Annotated in this window: 24 protein-coding genes; 10 read left to right on the top strand and 14 right to left on the bottom strand. The window is 71.8% G+C overall.

Annotated elements, in window-relative coordinates; all coding sequences use genetic code 11:
- Positions 1-28: 28 nt before the first annotated feature.
- The 3 genes from ACZ514_RS12210 (at position 29) to ACZ514_RS12220 (ending at position 2,477) form a co-directional block, all read left to right on the top strand.
- Complete coding sequence (locus ACZ514_RS12210; RefSeq protein WP_468164142.1) at positions 29-940, top strand: ABC transporter ATP-binding protein; 912 nt, start codon at positions 29-31, stop codon at positions 938-940.
- 14 nt (positions 941-954) lie between these two features.
- Entirely contained in the window at positions 955-1,674 is a 720-nt protein-coding gene (locus ACZ514_RS12215; protein WP_468164144.1) for an ABC transporter permease, read from the top strand.
- A 131-nt stretch (positions 1,675-1,805) separates the two neighbouring features.
- A complete protein-coding gene (locus ACZ514_RS12220; protein ID WP_469124645.1) occupies positions 1,806-2,477 on the top strand; it encodes a rhomboid-like protein in 672 nt (223 codons plus the stop codon).
- Positions 2,478-2,727: 250 nt separating this feature from the next.
- Here ACZ514_RS12220 and ACZ514_RS12225 read toward each other — a convergent pair whose 3' ends face one another.
- The 9 genes from ACZ514_RS12225 to ACZ514_RS12265 all read right to left on the bottom strand — a co-directional run bounded on the left by ACZ514_RS12225 (position 2,728) and on the right by ACZ514_RS12265 (position 12,733).
- Positions 2,728-3,540, bottom strand: coding sequence for an HAD family hydrolase (locus ACZ514_RS12225; protein ID WP_467885251.1), 813 nt, complete (start codon positions 3,538-3,540; stop codon positions 2,728-2,730).
- Positions 3,537-4,814 carry a serine--tRNA ligase gene (gene serS, locus ACZ514_RS12230; RefSeq protein WP_468164151.1) on the bottom strand — a complete coding sequence of 426 codons (1,278 nt, stop codon included), beginning with the start codon at positions 4,812-4,814 and terminating at the stop codon, positions 3,537-3,539. Before serS ends, ACZ514_RS12225 begins: the two co-directional genes overlap by 4 nt.
- A 560-nt stretch (positions 4,815-5,374) precedes the next feature.
- Complete coding sequence (gene pheA, locus ACZ514_RS12235; protein WP_468164153.1) at positions 5,375-6,310, bottom strand: prephenate dehydratase; 936 nt, start codon at positions 6,308-6,310, stop codon at positions 5,375-5,377.
- A 42-nt stretch (positions 6,311-6,352) separates the two neighbouring features.
- Positions 6,353-7,636: an iron uptake transporter deferrochelatase/peroxidase subunit gene (gene efeB / locus ACZ514_RS12240; RefSeq protein WP_468164155.1), complete on the bottom strand. Its 1,284-nt coding sequence runs from the start codon at positions 7,634-7,636 to the stop codon at positions 6,353-6,355.
- Positions 7,637-7,641: 5 nt separating this feature from the next.
- Entirely contained in the window at positions 7,642-9,741 is a 2,100-nt protein-coding gene (locus tag ACZ514_RS12245) for a copper resistance CopC/CopD family protein (RefSeq protein WP_469124646.1), read from the bottom strand.
- 22 nt (positions 9,742-9,763) lie between these two features.
- Complete coding sequence (locus ACZ514_RS12250) at positions 9,764-10,312, bottom strand: copper chaperone PCu(A)C (RefSeq protein ID WP_468164159.1); 549 nt, start codon at positions 10,310-10,312, stop codon at positions 9,764-9,766.
- On the bottom strand, positions 10,309-10,962 hold the full coding sequence (locus tag ACZ514_RS12255; RefSeq protein ID WP_468700585.1) for an SCO family protein: 654 nt from the start codon (positions 10,960-10,962) through the stop codon (positions 10,309-10,311). Before ACZ514_RS12255 ends, ACZ514_RS12250 begins: the two co-directional genes overlap by 4 nt.
- Positions 10,963-11,056: 94 nt before the next feature.
- Positions 11,057-11,797 carry a YcnI family copper-binding membrane protein gene (locus ACZ514_RS12260; RefSeq protein WP_469124647.1) on the bottom strand — a complete coding sequence of 247 codons (741 nt, stop codon included), beginning with the start codon at positions 11,795-11,797 and terminating at the stop codon, positions 11,057-11,059.
- A gap of 114 nt (positions 11,798-11,911) precedes the next feature.
- Complete coding sequence (locus ACZ514_RS12265; RefSeq protein ID WP_469124648.1) at positions 11,912-12,733, bottom strand: hypothetical protein; 822 nt, start codon at positions 12,731-12,733, stop codon at positions 11,912-11,914.
- Positions 12,734-12,977: 244 nt separating this feature from the next.
- On the opposite strand from ACZ514_RS12265, the gene ACZ514_RS12270 reads away from it, so the two are divergent.
- A complete protein-coding gene (locus tag ACZ514_RS12270; RefSeq protein WP_468164168.1) occupies positions 12,978-13,469 on the top strand; it encodes an ATP-binding protein in 492 nt (163 codons plus the stop codon).
- Between the two features lie 109 nt (positions 13,470-13,578).
- On the opposite strand, the gene ACZ514_RS12275 is transcribed toward ACZ514_RS12270, so the two are convergent.
- Together ACZ514_RS12275 and ACZ514_RS12280 are read right to left on the bottom strand one after the other, a co-directional pair.
- Positions 13,579-15,045: an aminopeptidase P family protein gene (locus ACZ514_RS12275; protein WP_468164171.1), complete on the bottom strand. Its 1,467-nt coding sequence runs from the start codon at positions 15,043-15,045 to the stop codon at positions 13,579-13,581.
- A gap of 172 nt (positions 15,046-15,217) precedes the next feature.
- Positions 15,218-16,819 (bottom strand): PP2C family protein-serine/threonine phosphatase, encoded by a 1,602-nt coding sequence (locus tag ACZ514_RS12280; RefSeq protein WP_469124649.1) that lies wholly within the window; start codon positions 16,817-16,819, stop codon positions 15,218-15,220.
- Between the two features lie 420 nt (positions 16,820-17,239).
- On the opposite strand from ACZ514_RS12280, the gene ACZ514_RS12285 reads away from it, so the two are divergent.
- Together ACZ514_RS12285 and ACZ514_RS12290 are read left to right on the top strand one after the other, a co-directional pair.
- Complete coding sequence (locus ACZ514_RS12285) at positions 17,240-17,968, top strand: bifunctional DNA primase/polymerase (RefSeq protein ID WP_468164175.1); 729 nt, start codon at positions 17,240-17,242, stop codon at positions 17,966-17,968.
- 275 nt (positions 17,969-18,243) lie between these two features.
- Entirely contained in the window at positions 18,244-18,804 is a 561-nt protein-coding gene (locus ACZ514_RS12290) for a hypothetical protein (protein WP_468700598.1), read from the top strand.
- Positions 18,805-18,984: 180 nt separating this feature from the next.
- Here the strand turns inward: ACZ514_RS12290 and ACZ514_RS12295 are convergent, their stop codons facing one another.
- From ACZ514_RS12295 to ACZ514_RS12305, 3 genes are all read right to left on the bottom strand, one after another.
- Entirely contained in the window at positions 18,985-19,959 is a 975-nt protein-coding gene (locus ACZ514_RS12295; protein ID WP_468164179.1) for a DUF5926 family protein, read from the bottom strand.
- A 136-nt stretch (positions 19,960-20,095) separates the two neighbouring features.
- Positions 20,096-20,611, bottom strand: a complete 516-nt coding sequence (locus tag ACZ514_RS12300) for an ATP-binding protein (RefSeq protein ID WP_468164181.1) — start codon at positions 20,609-20,611, stop codon at positions 20,096-20,098.
- Between the two features lie 183 nt (positions 20,612-20,794).
- Positions 20,795-21,595 (bottom strand): glycerophosphodiester phosphodiesterase, encoded by an 801-nt coding sequence (locus ACZ514_RS12305; protein WP_468164183.1) that lies wholly within the window; start codon positions 21,593-21,595, stop codon positions 20,795-20,797.
- Between the two features lie 319 nt (positions 21,596-21,914).
- Between ACZ514_RS12305 and ACZ514_RS12310 the strand changes: the two genes are divergently transcribed.
- The 4 genes from ACZ514_RS12310 to ACZ514_RS12325 all read left to right on the top strand — a co-directional run bounded on the left by ACZ514_RS12310 (position 21,915) and on the right by ACZ514_RS12325 (position 26,330).
- The gene (locus tag ACZ514_RS12310; RefSeq protein ID WP_469124650.1) at positions 21,915-23,498 is read left to right on the top strand and encodes a S1C family serine protease; all 1,584 of its coding nucleotides are present in this window, start codon (positions 21,915-21,917) and stop codon (positions 23,496-23,498) included.
- Between the two features lie 162 nt (positions 23,499-23,660).
- Positions 23,661-24,566 carry a LysR family transcriptional regulator gene (locus ACZ514_RS12315; protein WP_468164186.1) on the top strand — a complete coding sequence of 302 codons (906 nt, stop codon included), beginning with the start codon at positions 23,661-23,663 and terminating at the stop codon, positions 24,564-24,566.
- Positions 24,567-24,735: 169 nt separating this feature from the next.
- The gene (locus ACZ514_RS12320; protein WP_469124651.1) at positions 24,736-25,284 is read left to right on the top strand and encodes a cysteine dioxygenase family protein; all 549 of its coding nucleotides are present in this window, start codon (positions 24,736-24,738) and stop codon (positions 25,282-25,284) included.
- Positions 25,284-26,330, top strand: coding sequence for a YeiH family protein (locus tag ACZ514_RS12325; RefSeq protein ID WP_469124652.1), 1,047 nt, complete (start codon positions 25,284-25,286; stop codon positions 26,328-26,330). Before ACZ514_RS12320 ends, ACZ514_RS12325 begins: the two co-directional genes overlap by 1 nt.
- The last annotated feature ends 131 nt before the right edge of the window (positions 26,331-26,461 follow it).

The following is a 26,461-nucleotide window of genomic DNA, read 5'->3' on the forward strand; positions in this document are numbered from 1 at the left end:
CCACCCCCCTAAGGAATGGGCCGCGCCCATGACCATCATCGACATCGACCACACCTCCCGCTGGTTCGGGAACGTCGTCGCGGTCAACGACGTGACCATGCGCATCGGTCCCGGCGTCACCGGACTCCTCGGCCCCAACGGAGCGGGCAAGTCCACCCTCATCAACATGATGGGCGGCTTCCTCGCCCCCTCCACGGGCACCGTCACCCTCGACGGAGCACCGATCTGGCGCAACGAGCAGGTCTACCAGCAGATCGGCGTCGTACCCGAGCGCGAGGCGATGTACGACTTCCTCACCGGCCGGGAATTCGTCGTCGCCAACGCCGAACTCCACGGGCTCGACGACGCGGCGGCCGCCCGGGCCCTCGCCACCGTCGAGATGGAGTACGCCCAGGACCGCAAGATCTCCACGTACTCCAAGGGCATGCGCCAGCGCGTGAAGATGGCCTCCGCCCTCGTCCACGACCCGTCGGTGCTCCTTCTCGACGAGCCCTTCAACGGCATGGACCCGCGTCAGCGCATGCAGCTCATGGACCTGCTGCGGCGGATGGGCGACGAGGGACGCACCGTCCTGTTCTCCTCCCACATCCTGGAGGAGGTCGAGCAGCTCGCCTCCCACATCGAGGTGGTCGTCGCCGGCCGGCACGCCGCATCCGGCGACTTCCGCAAGATCCGCCGCCTGATGACGGACCGCCCGCACCGCTACCTCGTCCGCTCCTCCGACGACCGGGCCCTCGCCGCGGCCCTGATCGCCGACCCGTCCACCGCCGGCATCGAGGTCGACCTCCAGGAAGGCGCCCTGCGCATCCAGGCCGTCGACTTCGGACGCTTCACCGAGCTGCTGCCGCGCGTCGCCCGCGCGCACGGCATCCGGCTGCTGACGGTCTCGCCCTCCGACGAGTCCCTCGAGTCGGTCTTCTCCTACCTCGTCGCGGCCTGAAGGAGCTGGCACCCATGTACAACCCCACCGTCGCCCGGCTCACCTACCGCGCCCTGCTCGGCCGCCGCCGTGCGCTGATCCTCTTCGCACTGCCCGCGCTGCTGATCGTCATCTCCCTCGCCGTCCGCTTCTTCACCGGGGTGGACGACAAGGTGGCGGCCGATCTCCTCGGAGGCTTCGCCCTCGCCACGATGGTCCCGCTGATCGGTGTCATCGCCGGCACCGGCGCCATCGGTCCCGAGATCGACGACGGCTCGATCGTGTACCTGCTCTCCAAGCCGGTGAAGCGTCCGACGATCATCATGACCAAGCTGATCGTCGCGATCGCGGTCACGATGGCCTTCTCCGCGATCCCCACCCTGATCGCGGGCCTCATCCTCAACGGCAACGGCCAGCAGATCGCCATCGCCTACACGGTCGCGGCCCTCGTCGCCTCGATCGCCTACAGTGCCTTGTTCCTGCTGCTGGGCACCGTCAGCCGGCACGCGGTCGTCTTCGGTCTCGTCTACGCCCTGATCTGGGAGTCCCTCTTCGGAAGCCTGGTCTCCGGAGCCAAGACGCTCAGCGTCCAGCAGTGGGCCCTGGCCCTCGCCGAGAAGGTCGCCGGACAGGGGTACGTCGACGCGAGCGTCGGCCTCCCCACCGCGGTGATCCTGCTCCTGGCGGTCACCGTCGGCGCCACCCTGTACGCGGGCCAGAAGCTGCGCCGCCTCACCATCGCCGGCGAGGAGTAGGAGCGCCGCACACCGCGCTGCGAGCCCCACCGCGAACCCGCCGCACACCGCGCCGGCGAACGCGTCGACGACCGTGCCCCGCCCGGCCCACCGGCCAGGCGGGGCACAGCTTCGCCAGGCATCATCGGTGCATGATCGAGCGCCCCGAGCCTGAGGCGTCCAGGCCCGTGCGGTCCTGGATTCGGTCCTCGCCCGGCACGCACATATGGCTGTTGATCGTGGCCGTCACCAGCCTGGTCGTCGCGCTCGCTCCGGACCGGCTCGACCACGTGCTGCTCCACCGCAGCAGCAGCAACATCCACCAGCTGGACAGGTATCCGGTCCGGGCGCTGCTCAGCAGTGCCTTCTGGATCGAGAACCCGGCCTCGCTCGCCCTCTACGCCGCACTCTTCGAGTTCTTCCACGCCCCCGTCGAGCGCTGGCTCGGCACCCTGCGCTGGCTCCTGATCGTCGCGACCGCTCATGTCGTCGCCACCCTCGTCAGCCAGAAGCTGCTGTTGATGGCCATCCAGGACCACCGTGCGCCCCACAGCATGACCCACGTCGTCGACATCGGCGTCAGCTACGGGCTGGCGGCCTCCGTCGGCGTGCTGACCTACCGGCTTCCCGGCCCCTGGCGGTGGTTCTACCTCATCGGGGCGGTCGCCTTCTTCGGCCTTCCCCTCCTCACGGGCGGCACCTTCACCGATTACGGCCATGCCGTCTCGCTCGCCGTCGGCCTCCTCGCCTGGCCGCTGACACTGCACCGGGGCCCTCAGGGGCGCCGATGGACGGCCGATGTTTCACGTGAAACACGAAGCTGACCCCGATCTCCCGTACGACGTTTCACGTGAAACACGCTCCGCGTCGGCACGCCGATGACGCCCCGAACCGGCGGCCGACCGGGAAATTCGCTGGTACGGGCCGTTCGGCAGGGGCACAGTGAGTGGTGCGGGGAGTAACAAAAGGTCCGGGACGGCCACTTCGAGCGCGCCTCACGGCGCGGGCCGTCCCGGACCTCTCGTACGTCCGTCCGATCCCGGGGTGCGGGGTTCCCGGGAGCTGCGTCCGCTCCTAGCCGGCGCCCAGCAGGCGCTCCAGGACCACGGCGATACCGTCCTCCTGATTGGAGGTCGTCACCTCGTCCGCCACCGCCTTCAGCTCCGCGTGGGCGTTGGCCATGGCCACACCGTGCGCGGCCCAGCCGAACATGGGGATGTCGTTGGGCATGTCACCGAAGGCGATGGTCTCGGCGGCCTTGACCTTGAGGCGCCGTGCGGCCAGCGACAGGCCGGTGGCCTTGCTCAGGCCCAGCGGAAGGATCTCCACTATCCCCGGGCCCGCCATGACGATGTCGACGAGGTTGCCGACGATTTCCCGGGCCACCTTGACGAGTTCGTCCTCGCCCATCCCGGGGTGCTGGATGTACAGCTTGTTCAGCGGGGCGGTCCAGACCTCGGCCGTGTCCTCCAGGTAGAGCGCCGGAAGGCCCCCCTGCACCTGGTAGCCGGGGCCGAAGAGGACCTCGCCCTCCACCCCGTCGCGGCTGGCGGCCAGGGCCAGCGGCCCCACCTCGGCCTCGAGCTTCGACAGGGCCAGGCCGGCCAGCTGCCGGTCCAGGGTCACCGAGGTGAGCAGCCGGTGCGCCCCCGCGTCGTAGACCTGGGCGCCCTGCCCGCACACGGCGATCCCGCGGTACCCGAGATCGTCCAGCACGTGCCGGGTCCAGGGCACGGCACGGCCGGTGACGACGATGTGCGCCGCGCCCGCCGCGGTGACCGCGGCGAGCGCTTCACGGGTGCGCTCCGAGACGGTGTCGTCGTTGCGCAGCAGCGTCCCGTCGAGGTCGGTCGCGACGAGCTTGTACGGGAACGGAGCGGGGCTCACTTGGTGATCGGCTCCAGGACCTCGCGACCGCCCAGGTAGGGGCGGAGCACCGGGGGGACCCGCACGGAGCCGTCGGCCTGCTGGTGGTTCTCGAGGATGGCGACGATGGTGCGCGGGACGGCGCACAGGGTGCCGTTCAGCGTGGACAGCGGAGCGGTCTTCTTGCCGTCGCGGTAGCGGATCGCCAGGCGGCGGGCCTGGAAGCCGTCACAGTTCGAGGCGGAGGTCAGTTCGCGGTACTTGCCCTGGGTCGGGATCCAGGCCTCGCAGTCGAACTTGCGGGAGGCGGAGGCGCCCAGGTCGCCGGTCGCGACGTCGATGACCTGGAACGGCAGCTCCAGGCTGGTCAGCCACTGCTTCTCCCACTCCAGGAGCCGCTTGTGCTCGGCCTCGGCGTCCTCCGGCGCGACGTACGAGAACATCTCGACCTTGTCGAACTGGTGGACGCGGAAGATGCCGCGGGTGTCCTTGCCGTACGTACCCGCCTCGCGGCGGAAGCACGGGGAGAAGCCGGCGTACCGCAGCGGCAGCTTGTCGGCGTCGATGATCTCGTCCATGTGGTACGCGGCGAGCGGTACCTCGGAGGTGCCGACCAGGTAGTAGTCGTCCTTCTCCAGGTGGTAGACGTTCTCCGCGGCCTGGCCGAGGAAGCCGGTGCCCTCCATGGCGCGCGGGCGGACCAGCGCCGGGGTCAGCATCGGGATGAAGCCCGCCTCGGTGGCCTGCGCGATCGCCGCGTTGACCAGGGCGAGCTCGAGCAGGGCGCCGACGCCGGTGAGGTAGTAGAAGCGCGAGCCCGACACCTTGGCGCCGCGCTCCACGTCGATGGCGCCCAGGGCCTCGCCGAGCTCCAGGTGGTCCTTGGGCTCGAAGCCCTCGGCGCCGAAGTCGCGGACGGTGCCGTGCGTCTCGAGGATGGTGAAGTCCTCCTCGCCGCCGACGGGGACGTCCTCGTGGACGATGTTGCCGAGCTTGAGCAGGAGCCGCTTGGCAGCCTCGTCCGCTTCGTTCTGCTCGGCCTCGGCCGCCTTGACGTCCTGCTTCAGCTGTTCGGCCTTGGTCAGCAGCTCGGCCCGCTCCTCCGGAGACGCCTTGGGGATGAGCTTGCCGAGCGACTTCTGCTCGTTGCGCAGTTCGTCGAAGCGCATGCCGGAGGACCTGCGGCGCTCGTCGGCGGAGAGCAGTGCGTCGACGAGTTCGACGTCCTCTCCACGGGCGCGCTGCGAGGCGCGGACACGGTCGGGGTCTTCACGGAGCAGCCGGAGGTCAATCACCCCTCCAGGCTACCGGGCTGGGCTTCCCGGGCTCACACCGATATCACGCTGCGTGTCGCTATGCCCCGATTGGGGCGAATGGAAAGGGGCGGTCGCTGCTCGTCGCACGCGCGCGCAGCGGCCGGATCCAGCCCCTGCGGGCCCCGCGATAGAAACCGCCCCTTTCCCCGAAAAGGGGGCACAACGGTAACCCTCGCGAGGTGCCTGAACAGGGCGGGAGAGCGGCTGGAGGGGGGACCTTGTCCACAGGAATTCTCTCGGAACCCCTTTTATCCACAGGCTGTGTGCCGGATCTGTGGACATCGAATGAGATCAATAGGGACCCCGGACCGGTCTCGGCCGATCAGGGTTCAAACCGCCCTCACACACTCATTCGGGTGGGAATGGCTCGCCCCAAAGAGTTGATCGGTGATACAGGGGTGACGCCGTTCACCTGCCGCTCCCTCGCGCGAAACCTGAGCCACCCGGCCGATATGTCGACCTTGTCGCGCTGCTCTGTCGACTTGTCCCCAGGTCGCCGTCTCGGCCTGTGGATAACTCTGTGGACAGTGGAAGGAGCCCTAGGCCCGGCCGTCGAGGCAACGTGTCAGCCAGTCGGAAGCCTCGGTGAAGTCGCCGTCGGACGTTCCCGGCCGCGCGGCCCGCACCTCGCTCGGCGTGACACCGGCACGCGGATAGGACCCGAGGAAGCGGACCTGCGGACAGGTCCGCTTCAGCCCCATCAGCGCCTCACTCACCCGGCGGTCCGAGATGTGGCCCTCGGCGTCGACGGCGAAGCAGTAGTTGCCGATGCCCTCGCCGGTCGGCCGGGACTGGATCAGCATGAGGTTCACCCCGCGGACGGCGAACTCCTGGAGCAGTTCCAGCAGGGCACCGGGGTGGTCGTCGCCGAGCCACAGGACGACGGAGGTCTTGTCGGCACCGGTGGGGGCGGCCGGCCGGGCGGGCCGCCCGACGAGTACGAAGCGGGTCTCGGCGTTCTGCGCGTCGTGGATCTCGGTGACCAGCGCCTCGAGGCCGTAGGTGGCGGCGGCGAACTCGCCCGCGAAGGCCGCGTCGAAGCGGCCCTCCTGCACCAGCCGGGCGCCGTCGGCATTGGAGGCCGCCGACTCCCACACCGCGTCGGGCAGGTGCGTCCGCAGCCAGTTGCGCACCTGCGGCTGGGCGACGGGATGCCCCGTGACCGTCTTGATGTCCGACAGCTTCGTCCCGGGCCGCGCCAGCAGCGCGAACGCGATCGGCAGCAGCACCTCGCGGTAGATCATCAACGGTTCGCCGGAGGCCAGTTCGTCGAGCGTGGCGGTGACCCCGCCCTCCACCGAGTTCTCGATCGGCACCAGCGCCGCCGCGGCCTCGCCGTTGCGCACGGCGTCCAGGGCGGCCGGAACCGACACCATCGGGACGAGTTCCCGGGTGGCGGCTTCCGGCAGCGTGCGCAGGGCGGCTTCGGTGAAAGTGCCCTCGGGACCGAGATACGTGAAGCGGGTGGCCGACATGCGGTCAGCCTAATGCCGTGCCACCCGCCGGTGCGGCGCTGTTCACCCTTCGAGCAGGCGCTGCCCGACGTACTCCCCGTCGCGCGGCCCGGGCGGGACGGCGTACAGCCCGCTGGACTCGTGCCGGATGAACGCCGACAGGGCGTCGCCGCGGTCGAGCTTGCGCTGGACGGGGACGAACCCGCGCAGGGGATCGGCCTGCCAGCAGATGAAGAGCAGCCCGGCGTCGGGCGTCCCGTCGGGGCCGATTCCGTCGTGATACGAGAAGGGCCGCCGGAGCATGGCCGCCCCGCCGTTCTGCGCGGGGGCGGAGATCCGGGCGTGGGCGTTGGACGGGATGACCGGCTTGCCGTCCGGCCCGAGCTTGTCCAGGGCCATCGCGGTCTTCTCGTCGCCGCCGGTCAGCGGCGCTCCGGTGGCCTTGGTCCGGCCGATGACCTGCTCCTGCTGGGCGAGGGACTGCTTGTCCCAGTCGTCGAGCAGCATCCGGATCCGGCGGACGACGGCGTACGAGCCCCCGGCCATCCAGGCGTGCTCGGCCGGCCCGGGACCGGCGTCCGGTACGAAGATCCGCTTGTCGAAGTCGGGGTCCTTGGGCCGGGGGTTCCCGGTGCCGTCGACCTGGCCCATCAGGTTCCGGGCGGTCATGGGCGAGGCGGTGGCTCCGGGGGACCGGTTGAAGCCGTTCATCTGCCAGCGCACGCGGGCGGCTTCCCCGGCGTCCTTCTGTACGGCGCGCAGGGCGTGGAAGGCGACCAGTGCGTCGTCGGCACCGATCTGGACCCACAGGTCGCCGTTGCTGCGCTGCGGGTCGAGCCGGTCCGAGGAGAAGTCGGGCAGCGGATCGAGGGCCACCGGGCGCCGGGCGGTGAGGCCGGTGCGGTCGAAGAAGGAGTGGCCGAAGCCGAAGGTGAGGGTGAGGGAGGACGGCCCCGCGTCCAGGGCGATCCCGCTGTCGGCGGTCGGCGCGGGTTCGCCCGCCATGAGCCGCCGGGCGGTCTCGGACCAGCGGCGCAGCAGTGCGGCGGCCTCCTTGCGCCCGGCGCCCGGTGCCAGGTCGAAGGCGAGGACGTGGCCCTTGGCCTGGAGCGGGTCCGTGATTCCGGCCTGGTGGTCACCGTGGAAGGCGACCTGGGTGGCACCGAGGGACGCGAGGGAGCCGGCGGCTCCGGGGGAGCCGGCCGGTGAGTCGGAGACCGCTGACCGTACGAGCGCGCCGCCCGTGGCGCCGAGCGCGAGCCCTGCGGCGCCCGTGGCGCCGACCGTGCCCAGCAGTCGGCGCCGGGAGATCTCGATGTCGGGGGAGCTGGTGGTGCTGTCGGTCACGCTGTTCAGCCGATCTTCACGTTCTTCTGGACGGTCGTCTGGTCGATGTCGGAGGTGCGTACGGTCACGTCGATGCGCCATTCGCCCGCGAGCGGCAGCTGGACCCCGGAGGCGGTCCAGTGTCCCGCAGCGGCCCGGTCCGGGTTGATCGGAAGCGGACCGATCTCCTTGGCCGGGAGCGTGAAGGCGATCTTGACCTCCGGGAGGTCCATGGGCTTGCCGTCGGGGCCGTCGGCGAACAGGTGGAGGGTGTTGGCGCCGACCCGGCCGGGGTCGAGCTCCAGCCGGACGGTGCCCTTGCCGTTCTGGCCGCCGGTCTCGAAGGGCAGGGTGATCTTGACCGGGCGGTTGGGTACGGCGGTGCTGGCCGCACCGCCCCGGCCGGCTTCCTGCTCCACCGCACGGCCGGGTTCGGTGCTGGTCAGGACGGTGGTGACGGCCAGCAGCACGACGGCGACACCGGCCTCGGCGAGTACGGAGCGGCGCAGCCCGGCACGGCCCGGATCGGCATCGCGGGCGCGGGTCTCGCGGGCCTTGTCCCGGGCAGCCCGCTGCCGGGCGAGCTGGGCGGCCCGCTTCGGGTCGGCGCCCGCGGCAGCGCTGGCGGCGTCGGCTTCGACGTCGGAGCCGGAGCCGGAGCCGTCGGAGCCGGAGCCGTCGGAGCCGGCCCCTGCAACCCCTGCGGTCCCTTCCGATGCTCCGGTTCCGGCCGAACTGGCCGCACGGGTACCGGTCGATGTTTCACGTGAAACATCGGCTCCCGCGAGCACCTTCGCCGGCTCTTCGGCCCGGACCTCCCCGAGCCGAGCCGTCCACTTCCGGGACAGGTAGGCGATGCCGATGAGCACGGCGACGAGTGCGACCTTGATCAGCAGCAGTCTGCCGTAGCTGGTGCCGGTGAGGGCCGACCAGCTGCCGACCTGGCGCCAGGACTGGTAGACGCCGGTGACGGCGAGGACCAGGACGCTGACGAAGGCGACCCGGGAGAAGCGCTGGACGGCCTCCCGCTCGATGTCCGGCACCTTGCGCAAGGCGATCAGCAGTGCGGTGAGCCCACCGAGCCAGGCGGCCATCGCCAGCAGGTGCAGGATGTCGGCCGGCATCGCGATCGCCGGCTGGATGCCGGTGGAGGCGTGCTCGGAAAGGGCCCAGGTGGCGGCGATGCCGCCGGCCACGACCGTCCCGCCGATGCCGAGCCCGAAGGCGAGGTCGCTGGTCTCCTTCTCTTCCTCGGCGCGACCCTCGGAGCCGTCGGCCCCCGTCAGGTCGGCCGAGAGCTTCTGGCGGCGGGCGTAAGCACCGAAGAGCACGGCGATGAAGAGCGCGGCCGCACCGAGCAGCAGCAGCCGGGAGAGGAAGGAGGCACCGGTCTTCGTGTCCAGGACGGCCTTGAGTCCGTCGAGGTCGAAGGCGTCGGCGAACTTCCCCGACCCCGTGTACGGGGTGCGCAGCACCAGCATCGCCAGGGTGGCCGCGGTGAGGGTGACCCAGCCGCGGACCACCAGCTTCTGCAGCGGGCGCTCCGCGGAGCCCCGGCGCCAGCACAGCAGGATGAACGCGGCACCGCCGACGAGGACGGTGAACCCGGCGTAGGCGGCGTAGCGGGCGATGCCGTAGGCGATGCCGACGGGACCGCCACCCACCTTCTGGGTGGGAAGGGTGACGCTGGTCGCCGACGGGGCGCCGATGGAGAAGGTGAAGGCGCCGGAGATGGGGTGGCTGTCCGCGGAGACGGCCTGCCAGGCGACGGTGTACGTGCCGTTGGGCAGACCCGAGTGCAGGGCGGTGCCGTAGCGGATGACGGATCCGCTGCACATGTCGCGCAGCTCGCCGGTGTCGACGCGCTTGCCCTGGGGGTCCATGACGCGGATCGAGTCGTCACCCATGGCGACCTGCTCCGAGAAGGAGAGGGTGACCTGGGCGGGCGCCGTGGCGACCACCGCCCCGTCCTGGGGGTCGCTCGCCGTGAGTGCCGCATGCGCTGCGGCCGGGCCTGCCGTGGTGAACAGGGTGGCCAGCAGGGCTGCGAGAACCAGCGCGAGACGCGGCAGGAGTGCCGTGGCCCGGGCGCGGGCCGGGTAGGGAGCGGGGGCGGTGGCCGTCATGGCGTGTCAGTTCCTCGGTCCGTCAGTGGGCATTGGAGTTCGGCGCGTTGTACGTCCGTTCCTTGACGTCCAGCTCGACCTTGACCGGGTCGGCCTTCTCGAAGCGCAGCTCGATGGTGATCTTGTCGCCGACCTTCGGCTGGCTCTTGAGCCCCATGAACATGATGTGGTTGCCGCCGCGCTGCAGCCGCAGTTCGCCGCCCGCGGGCACGTCCATCGACTGGACCTGCTGCATCTTCTGGTCCTTGGTCTCGTGGATCTGGAGATCGTCCGAGAGCGGGCTGGTGACGGAGACCAGCTTGTCGGCGGCCTTCGAGTCGTTCTTGATGACCATGAAAGCGCCGGCCATCTTGTCGTTGACCGGTTCGGGCATGAAGGCCCCGCTCACCGTCAGGGCGGGCTTGCCGGCTTCCGCCCCCGCGGGGGCCTTCGTGTCGGCGGAGGCCTTGGTGCCGGCCGAGGCGGCGGCACCGGGGCCGGAGTCCGAGTCGGAGGAGGAGCAGCCCGATATGGCGAGTGCCGCCGTCAGGGAGAGGGTGGCGGCGATGGTGCGGATGGTGCGGGCGTTCACGGGTTCTCTCCCTTGACGATCTTCGGCAGGTCCTTGGTGTAGTCGTCGACGGTCGTCCCCTCGCCGTAGAGGACGTAGCCCTCGTCGGTCTTGGGAGAGAACGCGATGACCTGGGCCCCGTGCATGGAGACGACGGTTCCGTCGGCCTCCTTCTTGGGGGCCTCGATACCGATGCCGAGAGATCGGGCGGCGGCCTGGATGGTGGCGAAGTCCCCGGTCAGTCCGGTGAAGGACGGGTCCTGGGCCCTGAGCCACGCGCCGAGGGAGTCGGGGGTGTCCCGCTCCGGGTCCGTGGTGACGAAGACGACCTGGAGCTTGTCCTGGTCCGCCTTGGGGAGTGCCTTCTTGGCGACGGCGAGGTTGCTCATCGTCAGCGGGCACACGTCGGGGCAGTTGGTGTAGCCGAAGTAGATGAGCGTCGGCCGGCCCTTGGTCTGCTCGCGCAGGTTCCACGGCTTGCCGGTGGTGTCCGTGAGGACGAGGTCCGGCTTGTCGAAGGGGCGGTCGAGGACGGTCGCGGCCCCGGCCTTGGTCTCGCCGGAGATCTGGGTGACCGAACCGGTCTTCTGAGCGGTCTCACCGCCGCAGGCGGTGAGGGCGAGCGCGGTCGCCACCGCGAGGGCGGCGACCGTCACACGTGTGGTGCGCATGAGGAAATGTCCCTGGGATCGGGGATGACGGATGTCGTGGTGCGGCGTGGAGCACCGGGCCCCGGTAGGCCCGGCGGCCCGGTGGGCCGTCGCCTCAGGAGGCGCGGCGGCGCGAGGCGATGCCGAAGGCGACGCCGGCGAGACCGACGACGATGCCCACGATGCCGAGGGTGCGGGCGGTCGTGTCGGAGGCGCTCTTCGAGGCCTCGTCGTGTCCGTCCTTCTCCTCCTTCGCGGCCTTCGAGTCGCCGTTCTTCGCCCCGTCGGCAGCCGCCTTGGCGGCGCCGTCGTTGTGGCCGTCCCCGCCCTTGGCGGCGGTCAGCTTCAGCACCGGCGCGGGGGTCTGCGGCTCCGCGGCGCCTTCCTTGGGCTCCTCGATCCAGCGGACGACCTCGTTGTTGTCGTACGTCTGGATCGCCTTGAAGACCATCTTGTCGACGTTCTCGGGAAGCTTGCCGACGGAGACCGGGAACTGCTGGAACTTGCCGGGCTCGATCTTGCCGCCGGTCCAGGTCACCTTGGTGACGACCTCGTTGATCTGCTTGCCGTGCACGGTCAGCGGCTTGTCGAGCTTCGTCTTCTCGACGGTGGACGTCCAGCCCGGGAGTTCCTGCGGCATGACGGAGGTGAGCGGCTGGTCGGCCGGGAAGTTGACCTCGAGCTGGGTGGTCGAGGCGTTGTCCCGCTCGTTGGGGACCTTGAAGTTGAGCGTCGCGTAGCCGCCCTTGGCGGCCTCGCCGGGCTGCACGCTGACGTGCGCGAAGGCGGTACCGGACAGGGCGAGGACGGCGCCGGCGGTGAGGGCGGCGGCGAAGGAGACGCGAGAGGTCTTCATGGCGTGAACACTCCACGGAAGCAGTGGTGACAGTGGCTCCGCGTACGGGCGCGCGCGGAGGTCGCGGCACCGGTGCTCCGGCCGGGTGTTCCGGGGAGCGGACGGGGTGCCGCGTCAGGCTGCGAGGACGAGCGCCGTCGCCGGCGGGCCGCGCCGGATCACGGTGTGCAGCAGTGCGTCCCGGCCGGTCGGCGCGACGGGGGTGTCGGCGCTCCGGCGGACCCGGGGGCCGCGCGCGGGCGCGCCGGGGAGTCCGGCCGCGAGGGCGCGTACGAAGGCCAGCGCGGCGCGCAGCGGACGTACGGGATCGGCTTCGGCGGAGAGCCGGGACAGTTCGAGGAGCCGGCACAGCGCGGCGTCGCCCCGGGCCAGCAGCCAGCCGGCGGCGAGCGCGGCCAGCAGGTGGCCGGTCAGCATGGCCGGGCTGAACAGTCCGGTCGCCGGGGCGGCGGTGTCCCCGGCCAGGTGCGCGTGGGCCGCGTGGCCCTGCGCGGCGGCCTGGGCGACCACGGCGGCCGGGTCCAGCCCGGCGGCCTCCAGGATCCGCCGGGCGTCGGCCGCGCTCAGCGGTACGGAGTTGCCCCCGCAGACCAGCTGGGCGGCGAGCGCCGCGAGCGAGGCGTCACCGTTGCCGGCCGGTGCCTGGGCGGCGGTGGCGGTGGTGCCGTGCTGGCCGAGCCCGAACAGCGTGTGCAGCCCGAGCTGGCCGACGGCGAGCCCGGCGGCGATGCCGGGCAGCGGTCGCGAGCGTCCCGCGAGGGGGGCGGCGACCGCGAAGACGGCGACGAAGGCCAGGGCCAGGGCCCACCACGGCACGGTCGCGCAGGAGGCCACGGCGTGGCCGGCTGCGGACAGCACGACACAGACCGCGGTGAACACCGCGGCCCGGGTCATCCGGAGGCCTGCTCCGGGGCGTGTCGTGTGGGTGGCAGTCATGGCCGGGCCATCATCGCACTGAGGTGGGGCCCTGCCTACGGCAGGTGCTGGAGGGACCCTCGGGTTCCGGTCTCGGGCCGGGGCCCGGTCCGTCCCGGGTCGGGACGGGTCAGCCGGGCGCCCGCTGCCGGCCGTGCTCCGACGGGTGCGTACACCGCCGCCGGGGAACCGCGCATCGGCCGAATGAGGGCTGTGCCGGCTCCTGTGCGCTTACGGCCCGGTACGGAAGGCAATAGGTATGCGTATGAGCATCTGGTGGTCTCTCCACTTGAGGCGCGAAGCCGCGAGCGTGCCGTTCGCCCGGCGGTTGCTGCTGGGGACGATGGAGACCGCGGGGGTGGACCCGGACATCTGCCACGACCTGTCGGTCGCGCTGAGCGAGGCCTGCGCGAACGCGGTCGAGCACGGCGGCCGCGGCGGCTTTCCCGGCGGGGGCCTCGGCGGGACACCGGACGGCGGCGTCGCGGACGGGACGGAGGCGTACCACGTCACGGCCTATCTGGACGGGGACCGCTGCCGCATCGAGGTCACCGATTCGGGTCCGGGATTCCCGCCCTCGGCCGTGGCCCGCCCGGGGTCGCGCGGCCCCCGGCTGGCCGAGAACGGCCGGGGACTGCACCTGATCGAGCAGCTCTCCGACCACGTCCGCTTCCGCAACCGGCCGGGCCGCGGCGCCGTGGTGAGCTTCGACAAGACGCTGAAGTGGCGCGACGACGCGCTGCTGAGGGTCTCGTAGGACGACGGCGGGCGGGAACCGCAACCGGTTCCCGCCCGCTCATACGCCCGCCCGTATACCCGTACGCCCTGCCCTCGTCCGGTGCGTCCGGTACGTCGGGTCGCCGGCGTCAGCCCTTGAGCCGCGCCATCCACGCCTCGACCTCGACCGAGGTGCGGGGCAGTGCGGCCGACAGGTTCCGGTTGCCGTCCTCGGTGACGAGGATGTCGTCCTCGATGCGGACGCCGATGCCGCGGTACTCCTCGGGCACGGTCAGGTCGTCGGCCTGGAAGTACAGACCGGGCTCGACGGTGAGGCACATGCCCGGCTCCAGCGTGCCGTCGACGTACGCCTCGGTGCGCGCGGCGGCGCAGTCGTGGACGTCCATGCCGAGCATGTGGCCGGTGCCGTGCAGGGTCCAGCGGCGCTGCAGCCCGAGCTCCAGGACGCGCTCGACCGGGCCCTCCAGCAGGCCCCACTCGACCAGCTTCTCGGCCAGGACGTGCTGCGAGGCGTCGTGGAAGTCGCGGAACTTGGCGCCGGGCCTGACGGCGGCGATGCCGGCTTCCTGGGCCTCGTACACGGCGTCGTAGATCTTCCGCTGGATGTCGCTGTACGTGCCGTTGACCGGCAGCGTGCGCGTGACGTCCGCGGTGTAGAGGGAGTGGGTCTCCACTCCGGCGTCGAGCAGCAGCAGGTCGCCGGAGCGGACCGCGCCGTCGTTGCGGACCCAGTGCAGGGTGCAGGCGTGGGCACCGGCGGCGGCGATGGTGCCGTAGCCGACGTCGTTGCCCTCGACGCGGGCGCGCAGGAAGAAGGTGCCCTCGATGTAGCGCTCGGAGGTCGCCTCCGCCTTGTCGAGCACCTTCACGACGTCCTCGAAGCCGCGGACGGTGGAGTCGACGGCCTTCTGCAGCTCGCCGATCTCGAAGGCGTCCTTCACGGCACGGGCCTCGGAGAGGTAGACGCGCAGTTCCTCGTCGCGCTCCTTGGTCACCTTGTCGGTGAGGGCGGACTCGATGACGGAGTCGTGGGCGCGGACCACGCGCACCGGGCCGGTGGCCTCGGTGAGGGCCTGGGGGAGCTCGCGCACGTCCTTGGCCGGGATGCCCAGGAGCTGCTCGGCCTCGGCGAGGGAGTGGCGGCGGCCGACCCAGAGCTCGCCCTGGCCGGACAGCCAGAACTCGCCGTTCTCGCGGTCGGAGCGGGGCAGCAGGTAGACGGTGGCCTGGTGGCCGGTCTCCCCGGTGGGCTCCAGGACCAGGACGCCGTTCTCGGTCTGGTCACCGGTGAGGTACGCGTACTCGGTCGAGGCGCGGAAGGGGTACTCGGTGTCGTTCGAGCGGGTCTTCAGGCGGCCCGCCGGAATGACCAGCCGCTCGCCGGGGAAGCGCGCGGACAGCGCGGCACGCCGCTCGGCGGTGTGGCCGGCCTGGGCGACGGGCTCCAGACCGTGCAGCTCGGTGTCGGCCCAGCCGGTCCGCATGTTCTCCGCAAGCTCGTCGCTGACGCCCGGGTACAGCCCGTTCTTGCGCTGCTTGTGCTTCTTCTGGGGCTGCTCTTCTTCCGGGGTCTCCGGGGTGAGCTCGTCAGCCACGTCTTCTCCTCAGCTGCTACGACATGCAAGGACCGGGTGCGGACCCCGTCCATCGTATGTGCGGAGGGAAGGCTCCCGGCTCGACCTGTGACATATCAGTCAAACCGGGTGCAAGCCTCCGCGAGCCGCCGCAGCTGGCCCCGACCGCGGACGCGGGCGGTCCGCCGCCGCCTCAGTCGAACCGGGCCGCGAGCAGTACGACGTCCTCGGACTCCTCGGCCGCGCCGGCCCCCTCCTCGGGCAGCACCGTCTGCAGGATGTGCTCGCAGATGGCGGCCGGGTCCTCCCGCGCACCGCGCGGAACCCCCGCCGCCGCGGCGTGCAGCCGGGCGTAGGCCCGGTCCATGGCGTCACCGGTGCGCCGCAGCAGCCCGTCGGTGTAGAGAAGCACCGTTTCTCCGGGCGCGGGTTCGATCTCCACGCTCGGTGCCTCCCAGCACGCCAGCATCCCCAGCGGCGCGGAGAGGGACGTCTCCACGTACTCGGTCCGGCGCTCCCCGATGAGCAGCGGCGGCGTGTGCCCGGCCCCGGCCAGGAGGATCTTGCGGGCGGCGGGCTCGCAGTACGCGAAGAGCGCGGTCGCCGAGCGCGCGGGCTCCGTCAGGCGCAGCAGCAGTTCCAGATCGGACAGGACCGCGACGGGGTCCTCCCCCTCCATCACGGCGTACGCGCGCAGCGAGGCCCGCAGCCGTCCCATCGCCGCGACCGCGCTCGGGCCGGAGCCGGTGACGGACCCGACGGCCAGCCCCATGGCGCCCTCGGGCAGCGGCAGCGCGTCGTACCAGTCGCCGCCGCCGTGCGGCCCGCTGCGGTGCCGGGCGGCGAGCCGCACGCCGGGGATCCGCGGCAGCCGGCTGGGCAGCAGTTCCTCGGCGATGGTGGCGAGCCGGTCGCGCGAGCGCGTGACCTCCACCATCCGGGCCAGGTGTTCGGCGGCGTGCCGGACGTACAGCCCGGCCAGGTCGCGCTGGCGGTCGCTCGGCTCGGCCTGCTCGTCGTACAGCCAGACGGCGGCACCGAGCCGGCCGGCGGCATCGGCGGTCACCGGGAGCGCGTAGCTCGCGGCGTAGCCGAGCCGGGCCGCGACCTCGCGGTGGCGGGGGTCGACGGGGGGCTCGTGCCCACCGGCTCCGGGTACCGCCGCGGCGCCCGGCTCCGGCAGCACTTCGGAGCCGCCGTGGGCGTCGGGGAGGCCGTCCAGGATCCGGCCGTACGACGTGGCGCTGCGCGGCACCGTCTCGATGTGTCCGAGGTCCGCGCGGCCCAGGCCGAGTCCGATGGTGGTGGCGGGGCCGAGGCCGTCGGAGGGCTCGAGGACCACCAGTCCGCGGCGCGCGCCGACGAGGGCGGCTCCGGCGCGCAGGAATTCCCGCAGGGAGGAGTCGAGGTCAACGGCCCGGGCGAGGCGCTCGGTGAGCTCGTGGAGGGTGGTGAGATCGGAGACCATGCCCGCCAGCCGGTCCTGGATGACGCTGCTCGCCGCGGGCGGGGCGCCGGGGGCGGGGGTGGTCCTGGCGGAAGCGGAGCCGGAAGGTCCCGGCGCGGCCGGGGGGGTGGATGTCGTGGGAGTGGAGCCGGGCGCGGGCGCCGCAGTGTGCGCTGACGCTGTAACTGCTGGATCGATTCCAGCCACTTTCGGCAGATGCGGGGCGCTCATGGCGTCCGCCTTTCCACCTGGTGCGATTCGCCATATAGCATCGCAAACCCCCAGATCGTGCTGCGCCGCCATCAATGGATCCACATCTACACGCACACGAGGATCGATGTCCAGCATTGCCCAGGCGGGAATACTGGTGTCCGTGGGACGGCAACTCACGGTCCAGCCAGGGCTAAAACTTGGCCGGAAAAAGCGCCGAGCAGACGGTTTTTACGATCGACTGTACGGGCGCTCCAGGGGCTCCGGGTACGTACTCGATGGTGCCCGGGGTCAGTTGACGCCTCCCGGCACCGCCGGGAACCGCCCGGCGCGGCCGGCCGTCCTTAGCGGCGGCAGCCGGTTTCGAGACCGGTGCGGGTCGGCCGGACCGCTCGCTCCGGGTCCCCGCCGGGGGTTTGACGGACCCGTAAGAAAACGGCACGAACCGTGTGAACCTGCTTCTGGCGGACAGTGACGCGAAACGTGTACGTGTGGTGAAACACCGGATACATGGTGTGATGTGGCCCTTCGGCGTTCAACGGAAAGGAACGAGCGCTCATGCGCGAGATCCTCGGAAGGCGTCTCCAGCGGCTCCGCGATCGTTTGAAATTCCCGCGGGCCGCCTCCCGCCCGGCCGTGGCAGCCGTTGACGGCGCCCCCGCCGCCTCCCTGCTGGACGGGGCGCTGACCTGCGCCACCGCCTGGCACTGGCCCGTACTGCCGGGTGTGGGCCGGGCCGGCGCCGACAGCGCGCGGTGCGCCTGCCCGGACCCGGACTGCGTGGTGCCCGGTGCGCACCCCTTCGACCCGGGGCTGCTCGCCGCCACGACCGACGCCCGGATGGTGGCCTGGTGGTGGACCAGGCGGCCGGCCGCCCCGGTGCTGCTGGCCACCGGCGGGAACGCGCCGTGCGCGGTGAGCCTGCCGGCCGGGGCGGCCGCACGGGCCGTCGTACGGCTGGACGCGCAGGGCCTGCGGCTCGGTCCGGTCGTCGCCACGCCCACCCGGTGGTCCCTGCTGGTGGCGCCGTACTCGCTGGAGCGGCTCGGCGAACTCCTTTACGCGAAGGACCACGTGCCCTCCTCGCTGCGCTTCCACGGCGAGGGCGGCTACCTGCTGCTGCCGCCCTCCACGGCCAGCGGCGGCGGGCAGGTCCGCTGGGAGCGGGAACCCGTGCCGGAGCCGGGGCCGTACGGGATGTGGCTGCCGGAGGTCGAGGCGGTCGTGGACGCGCTCGTCGAGGCGAGCAGTGGTGCGCCCGGCGGGGGAAGCCGGCTGGCGTACTGAACGGGCGGCCCGGCTGTTCGTCCCGGGTGTCCGGGGCGGTCCGCCCGGTCCGCCGGTCCGTCCGGCCCCAGGCGAGTCCGGCCCGCCCGGCCCCATGCCGGTCCGGCCCGCCGGCCCCAGGCCAGTCCGGCCCGCCGGTCCGCCGGTCAGTCCGGCCCGTCCCGGGTGTCCGGGAGGTCGCCGGATCACTCGTACGGGTGCCGGTACGACGAGTTTCCCAGGGAAATGGGCGCGGGGATCTCCGTGCCCCTTTCCCGCGTCGCTATCTTCGGCGAATGAATCTCCGCCTGATCGGTATCGGTGCCGGTGTGCTGATCATCTTGTCGCTTCCCCTGGCCGGAGCGATCGCCGGGCCGGATTTCGCCGGTCAGAGTGACGGAAAAGGCGGGGGTTTGCTCTCCTCGCTCGGTCTTTCCCCTGACTCCGGCGCGCCGGACGGGGCGCGGCCCGCCACGGTGCCGTCGCGGCCCGGGCCTGCCGAACAGCCGCGCACCGACTCCCGCTGCGGCCCTGAACTGTCCGCTCCGCAGGGGCTGGAGGCGCAGACGTGCGTCCTGGAGAGCGCGGGAAAGACCTGGGGCCGCAGCTACTACCGCAACACCGGCGGGCGGGCGCTCGACGCCGTACTGACCGTGATGGGGCCGGCCGGACGCACCGTGCAGATCCGCTGTGCGGTGGGCGCGGGCGACGAGCCGGGGCTGTGCGAGACGCCCCGCGCGGATTCCGCCGGGGCTCCGGAGGAGTACTCGGCTGTAGCGGAGTTTGCAGTTCCGGATGATGAAGGGCGGCTGCTGCTGCGGTCCGGGAGCAACTCACCGGCCGCGGGCGAAGGTTGAGCGCCACCGGAAAGACAAGGCCCGGTCGCTGGCGACGGGGGATGCACCAGCGACCGGGCTACAAGAACGGTAACAAGAGATCGCCTGTTCGCAAATTCGATCTCTGATATTCAGACATCGATTTGCAGGCGATTAGCGGGAGTTGTGACGCCAGTCACCGGACCCGTAGCTGTCCGTGCGTCAGCTGAGCGTGACCTGGCGGTTGGTGAGCCCGCCGCGCGCCCGGCGCTCGTCGGCAGTCAGCGGTGCGTCGGTGGACAGGGCCGTGGCCAGCCGCTCCGCGAACTCGGCGGCGGGCTTCTCCACGTCCTCCGCGGAGACCCCGGTGGGCAGGTCCCAGACCGGGACGACGAGGCCGTGGGCGCGGAAGGAACCCACGAGCTTCGTGCCCTCGCCGAGGGAGGACGTGCCCGCCGCGTGCAGCCGCGCGAGGGCGTCGAGGAGCTTCTCCTCGGGGTGCGGCATGACCCAGCGCAGGTGGTTCTTGTCGGGGGTCTCGCACCAGTAGGCCGCGTCCACGCCCGTCAGCTTGACGGTCGGGATGGCGGCGGCGTTGGCGCGTTCCAGCGAGGCGGCGATCTCCGGGGAGGCGTTCTGGGTGCTCTCCGCCTCCGGAATCCAGAATTCGAAGCCCGTGTGCACAACCGGCTCGAAAACGCCCTCCGGATCGAGGAGATCCTGAAGTCGGGGACCCTCCGCCGGAACCCGGCGGGCGGGGACCGGGGTGCCCGGCTCGGCGACGAGCGCGCGCTCCAGGGTGTCGGCCATGTCGCGGGACAGGTCGCCGGTGTTGGACTCGTTCTGCAGGCCGAGCAGGACCGAGCCGTCCTCACGCCGCAGCGCCGGCCAGGCCATGGGCAGCACGGTCACCAGCGTGACGGAGGGGACGCCCTCGGGCAGACCGCCCTTGAGGGTCAGCGGGACGGTGGCCGCGGGGACGAGCTCGCGCAGCGCCACCCAGTCGCACTCGCCCGGCAGTCCCTCGAACGGGCGCTGCACGTGCTCGGTCGCGGCGTGCGAGGCGGCCGCGCCGTGGCAGGCCTTGTAGCGGCGCCCGGACCCGCAGGGGCAGGGCTCGCGCGCGCCGACGACCGGGATCTCCCCGTTCTCGAGCTGGGGCTTCGCGGTCTTCGCGGCGGGGCGCTTCTTGGCCATCGTGGGTGTCTCCCGGTTGCGGCGGTACGGCGGTGTCTCTGGGCGCGAGCCTAGCCGTTCGTACCGCCGGAACCGGTGGGGTGCGGCCGGGAGCACGGTCGGCGTGCGCTCCCGGACGGCCGCCCGGGAATCCGCTTCACGGGTCCAGATCGTCGAAGGCCGATACGAAGTCCATCGCCGGGGCGGTGACGCGCGTAGCGAAGTCGTCGTGCCGGGACCCCCGCGCGACGATCACCCACACGGTGACCTCGCCCGCCGCTCCGTCCCGGACACCCCAGTCCTGGGCCAGCGCGCTGATGATGTTCAGCCCCCGGCCGCCGTGCGCGGTGACCGAAGGCGTGGCCGGAATCGGGCGGGTGGGGCCGCCGCCGTCCGTGACCTCGACCGTCAGCCGCCCCGCCGTGTCGACGCGCCACGCGGCGCGTATCTCACCGTCTCCGATCTCGCGCCGGCCCAGCGGTCTGCCGTGCCGGCAGGCGTTGCTGAGCAGTTCGGAAAGGATCAGTTCGGCATCGTCCACGACCGATTCGGAAAGGCCGGTCATGCGCAGCTGTTCGCGCATCCGGTGCCTCGCCTCCCCCACGCCCGCAGGACCATGGCGTATGTCCATGCACGACGACGTGGGCACTTCCTGTGCCATCACCAACGCCACCCCCGGAACCTCCTTAGCCCCACGCCATGGTCTGGATGCCCCAATGGCCTGGACCGGAAACCGCCGTGGGGAGGCCCACTGACACCGTCCTGACGCATTCGTGACCGTCGGATGCGGAGCGGATGCGCCGGTGCACTCCCTGTCACGCGTGGTGCGGGTGTGGCGCATGGGCAAATCGGGACGTCAGCGCCCGAGTTGTGACAGAACCTGGCGTGGCCTGTTCGTGATGATTGCTTCTACACCCAGATCAGCGCATAGCTGAACATCTTCAGGAGCGTTCACTGTCCATACGTGCACGGAGTGCCCCGCGGCCTGGAGCTTGCGGATGAAGCCGGGATGGCTGCGCACGATCCGCATGGCGGGGCCGGCGATCCGCACCCCGGCGGGCAGCCGCCCGTCGCGCATCCGCGGCGAGACGAACTGCATCAGGTACACGGTCGGTACCGTCGGCGCGGCCGCGCGGACCCGGTGCAGGGAGCGGGCGGAGAAGCTCATGACCCGGACCGGGTGCGGACCCTCGGCGGGCGGGGCGTCCAGTCCGAAACGCTTGAGGAGGAAGAGCAGGCGTTCCTCCACCTGTCCGGCCCACCGGGTGGGGTGCTTCGTCTCGATCGCGAGCTGGACGGGCCGGCCGGCGTCGGCCACCAGCTCCAGCAGCCGTTCCAGGGTGAGCACGGAGGTGCGCTCGGGGTCGGCGTCCCAGTCGGGGGACTCCTCGCGGTCCTTCCAGGACCCGAAGTCGAGGGCGGCGAGATCGGCGAGCTCCAGGGCGGACACGGCGCCGCGGCCGTTGGAGGTGCGGTTCACGCGGCGGTCGTGGACCAGGACCAGGTGTCCGTCGGCGGTCAGCCGGATGTCGCATTCGAGGGCGTCGGCGCCGTCCTCGATGGCTTTCCGGTACGCGGCCAGGGTGTGCTCGGGGGCGTCCTCCGAGGCACCGCGGTGGGCGACGACCTGGATGGGACTCGGCAATGCGTGGGTCACCCGGTCATGGTGCCACCGAGGAGCCTCCGGCGTCGGGGTGAGTCCTGGGGATGCGTCTGATATGTCGGATATAAAGGATGGAGGGAGATGCACAGGTCCGGCTTACAGTGCCCTGACGGGTCATGGGAAAGGCTTCACTCTGGAACTTGTACGGCACGTCGAACGTTCAGTCGGACCGATGCCCGGTGGGCGTCGGCCCGGTTTCGCCTGATATGACCAGAGCCGGACGTCCAGAGCCTGGGACGCCCAGAGCATGGGACGCCCAGAGCCTGTGCAGCCGTGTAAGCCTGTAAGCCGTGTGTGACGAGGAGAGAGCGCTGTGAGCACCGAGAACGAGGGCACCGCGGCCCCGACGCCCCCCGCGGCCCCGTCCGTACCCCCCGCGCCGGCCGCCTCCACCCCCGACCTGGCGAAGGCCCCGGCCGCGCCGGAGGCCGCTCCCGTGGCCCCGTCCGCCCCGGCCGCGCCCGTGGCCGCCGCGGTGGCCCAGGAGGGTGCGCCCGGACGGCCGCCGGAGGTCCCGGCGCCCGCCCCCGCGCAGGGTGCCGAGCACACCCAGCAGCTGCCGCCCACCCCGGCGGCTCCGCCCTCCGCGCCCCCCGCCTACGGCTACGGGCACCCGCAGGCCCCGGCCCCCGCCGCTCAGACGGCGTACGGCGCCGAAGCCTGGCCCCCGCCGCCGCCCGCGGTCCCCGCGTACGGGGCGACCGGCGGCCACGGCGGCCACGGCGGTGGTGCCTGGGGCGCCCCGCTCACCACCGACGGCACCCCGCCGCCCAAGCCGAAGGGCAAGGGCGGCCTGGTGGCGGCCGTCCTGGCGGCGGCCCTGCTGGCGGGCGGCGTCGGCGGCGGCGTCGGCTACTGGGCGGCCGAGCGCAACGACAGCGGCGGCTTCGGCTCCACCACCATCACCGCGGGCAACACCCCCAAGGACCTCAAGCGCGACGCCGGCTCCGTCGCGGGTCTCGCCGCGAACGCCCTGCCCAGCGTCGTCACCATCGAGGCCTCGGCCGGTGACGGCGAGGGCGGGACGGGCACGGGCTTCGTCTACGACCAGCAGGGCCACATCCTCACCAACAACCACGTGGTGGCCTCCGCCGCGAACGGCGGCAAGCTCTCCGCGACCTTCTCCGACGGCAAGAAGTACGAGGCCGAGGTGATGGGCCGGGCCCAGGGCTACGACGTGGCCGTGCTCAAGCTGAAGAACCCGCCCGCGGGCCTCAAGCCGCTGCCGCTGGGGGACTCCGACAAGGTCGCGGTCGGCGATCCCACGATCGCGATCGGCGCCCCCTTCGGCCTGTCGAACACGGTGACCACCGGAATCGTCAGCGCCAAGAACCGCCCGGTCGCCTCCGGTGACGGCTCCGGCGGCAAGAACTCGTACATGAGCGCCCTGCAGACGGACGCCTCCATCAACCCGGGCAACTCCGGCGGGCCGCTGCTCGACGGCCGCGGCGCGGTCATCGGCATCAACTCGGCCATCCAGTCCGCCGGCAACGGCGGGTTCGGCGGCGGCCAGGCCGGCTCGATCGGACTCGGCTTCGCCATTCCCGTCAACCAGGCCAAGAACGTCGCGGAGTCCCTGATCAAGACGGGCAAGCCGGTCTACCCGGTGATCTCCGTCTCCGTGGACCTCCAGTCCAAGGTGGACGGCGCCAAGATCTCCGAGCAGGGCGCGCCCCCGAACGAGCTGGTCGACCCCAACGGTCCGGCCGGCAAGGCGGGCCTCAAGCCCGGCGACATCATCACCGAGTTCGGCGGCAAGCAGGTCGACAGCGGCCCGACCCTGATCAGCCTGATCTGGACGTACAAGCCGGGCGACACGGTGAAGCTGACCTACCTGCGCGCCGGCAAGCCGACCACGGTCGACATCACGCTCGGCTCGCGCGTCGGTGACAAGTAACCGCGAGCAGTCGTGAGAAGCCGCGCGTAGCCGCGAGCGGTCGCGAGCAGCGGCGGACGCGCGGACGAAGCGGCGAGCGGCCGCTCGACAGTGGCTTGATGGGAGGGGCCGTGGCCGGGATTCCGCCTACGGTCCCTCCCAATATCTGCTTATGCTTCGCTCGTGTTCGATTCACGGCACATACGGACATTCCATGAAGTGGTCGCCGCGGGCTCGTACTCGGCGGCCGCTCGCGTCCTGGGCTACACCCAGCCCGCGATCACCCAGCAGATGAAGGCGCTCGAACGCGCCGTCGGCACCCCGCTGTTCACCCGCGTCGGCCGCCGGATGAAGCTCACCGAGGCCGGTGAGTCCCTGGCCCGCCACGCCGAGTCGATCCTCGGCAGCCTCTCCGCCGCCGAGGCCCAGCTGAAGGCGTACACGAGGCTGCGCACCGGCCGGGTGCGGGTCTGCGGATTCCCCAGCGCCAATGTCACTCTCGTCCCGGAAGCCCTCAGCGGCCTCGCCAAGGACCATCCCGGCGTGCAGGTCGAACTGCTGGAGGGCGAGCCCCCGGAGTCCCTGCGCCGGCTCCAGCGGGGCGAGTGCGACATCACCCTCGCCTTCACCTACCCCGGCCTGCACGAGGAGGTCCCGGAGGAGGTGGCCGAGGTCAGGCTGCTGGAGGACCAGCTCACGGTGCTGCTGCCGACCGGCCACCCGCTCGCCCGCCGCAGGGCCGTGCACCTCGCCGACCTCGCCGAGGAACGCTGGATAGCGGGGTGTCCGCGCTGCCGCGCGAACCTGCTGCACGAGTGCGCCGAGCTGGGCTTCGTACCCGACATCCGCTTCGCGACCGACGACAACCTGGTGGTCCAGAGCCTGGTCGCCCAGGGGCTGGGCGTGGCGATGATGCCCGCCCTGGTGCTCCCCTCCCTCTCCCTCAGCCGGGTCTGCGGACGGGTGCTGGAGCCGGCCGCCCGCCGCCACATCGCCGCGTACGTCTACCGTGACCACCTGCGGATACCGGCTACGGCGGTGGTGCTCGACGAGCTGAAGAGGGTTGCGTCCAACCGCGTCGGCTGCTGACCCGACGGCTCCCCGGCTCGGACCGAGGAATGCCCTGACCGAGGGATGCCCTGACCGAGGAATGCCCTGACTGAGGAATCCCCTGGCCGTCAGATCCATAAGCTCCGCTTGGGATTTCAGGTGATAACTGTCGTTGGACGTGATGGATGTGCCAACGGACGCTGCTTGTATGACCACCACCACGCCGGCCCGTACGACCACGAGGATGGCCGCCCTCGTCCGTGAGATCCGCAGCGTCGTCGACCGGGGTCTGGCCCCCGACCTGACCGCCTACCTGGTCGGTGAACGGCTCGCCCCGCACCTGGGCACGCCTGACCTGCTGACCGCCGAGCAGCAGGAGGGCGACCCGGAGCGTTACCGGCAGCACATCCTGCACGCGGAGTCCGACGGCAGCTTCTCGGTCGTGGCCCTGGTCTGGATGCCCGGCCAGGAGACCTGCATCCACGACCACGTCTCGTGGTGTGTGGCCGGTGTCCACCAGGGCGAGGAGAGCGAGCGCCGCTACCGGCTCGCGCCCGGCGCGGACGCCGCCCGCCTGGTGGCCACCGAGGACGTGGTCAACGCCCAGGGCGAGGTCTGTGGCTTCGCGCCGCCCGGGGACATCCACAAGGTACGCAACTCCTGTACCGACAAGGCGATATCGATCCACGTCTACGGTGCCGACGTCTCCCGCCTGGGCAGCAGCATCCGCCGCGTCTACACGCTCCCTGTCGACTGATGGCCCTCCTCCACCGCCCCCACAGCCAGGCGGTCCGCCATGTTTCACGTGAAACGCCCACCTCCTGGCCGGGATTGGGAATGGCCGCCGCCGGTGCGCTGGTGGCCTGGGGCGTGCACCAGTTGCTGCCCGGCGTGCCGATGCTGACCGCCTCGGTGGTGCTCGGGATCGCGGTGGCCCACCTCCCCGGCATACGGACCGTCGTGCGCGGACCGGCCCGCCCGGGCCTGTCCCTGGCCGGCCGGCGGCTGATGCGGATCGGCATCGTCCTGCTGGGCCTCGGTCTGGGCCTGGACCAGGTGCTGCGGCTGGGCTGGGCGACGGTGGCCATGGTGAGCGCCGTGGTGGCCGCCACCTTCTTCGGCACGGTCTGGCTCGGCCGCCGTCTGGGGCTCCCGGGGGATCAGCCCCTGCTGATCGCCACCGGGTACTCGATCTGCGGGGCCTCGGCCATCGGCGCGGTGAGCGAGGTGTCCGGCAGCGACGAGGAGGACGTGGCCGCGTCGGTGGCACTGGTGACCCTGTGCGGGACGCTGGCTATCGCGGTACTCCCGCTCCTCCAGGGGCCGTTGGGCCTTTCCGAACTGCCCTTCGGCCGGTGGGTGGGGGCGAGCGTCCACGATGTCGGCCAGGTGGTGGCGACGGCCCAGACGGCGGGCCCCGCGGCACTCGGCGAGGCGGTGCTGGTCAAGCTGATGCGGGTGGCCCTGCTCGCCCCGCTCGTGGCGGCGGTGGCGTTCTCGATGCGGGCCCGGCGGCGCGGCGTACGCACGTCCTCGGGACGGCGTCCGGCGCCGGTGCCGCTGTTCGTCGCCGGGTTCCTGGCCGCGGCCGGGCTGCGCGCCACGGGTCTGCTTCCGGGCGCGGCACTGGACTGGGCCCACACGGCGCAGGAGGCCCTGCTCGCGGCGGCCCTGTTCGGGCTGGGGAGCGCGGTCCACCTGCCGACCCTGGCCCGTACCGGCGGACGCGCCGCACTGCTCGGGCTCGGTGCCTGGGTGGTGGTGGCCGGGGTCTCGTACGCAGGGGTCCTCGCGACCACATGACGCCGCGACAGGGGGCGAGTTGGCCATTCCGTGGCCTGAACCGACCGAACGTCCGGGCTGCCCGCTGACATCTCCGGGAACCCGTGCGACTCTGCCCCCGCAAGTCGAACGGCCGATCCGCACCGACAGCT

The sequence above is a fragment of the Streptomyces sp. NPDC034086 genome (assembly GCF_055575515.1).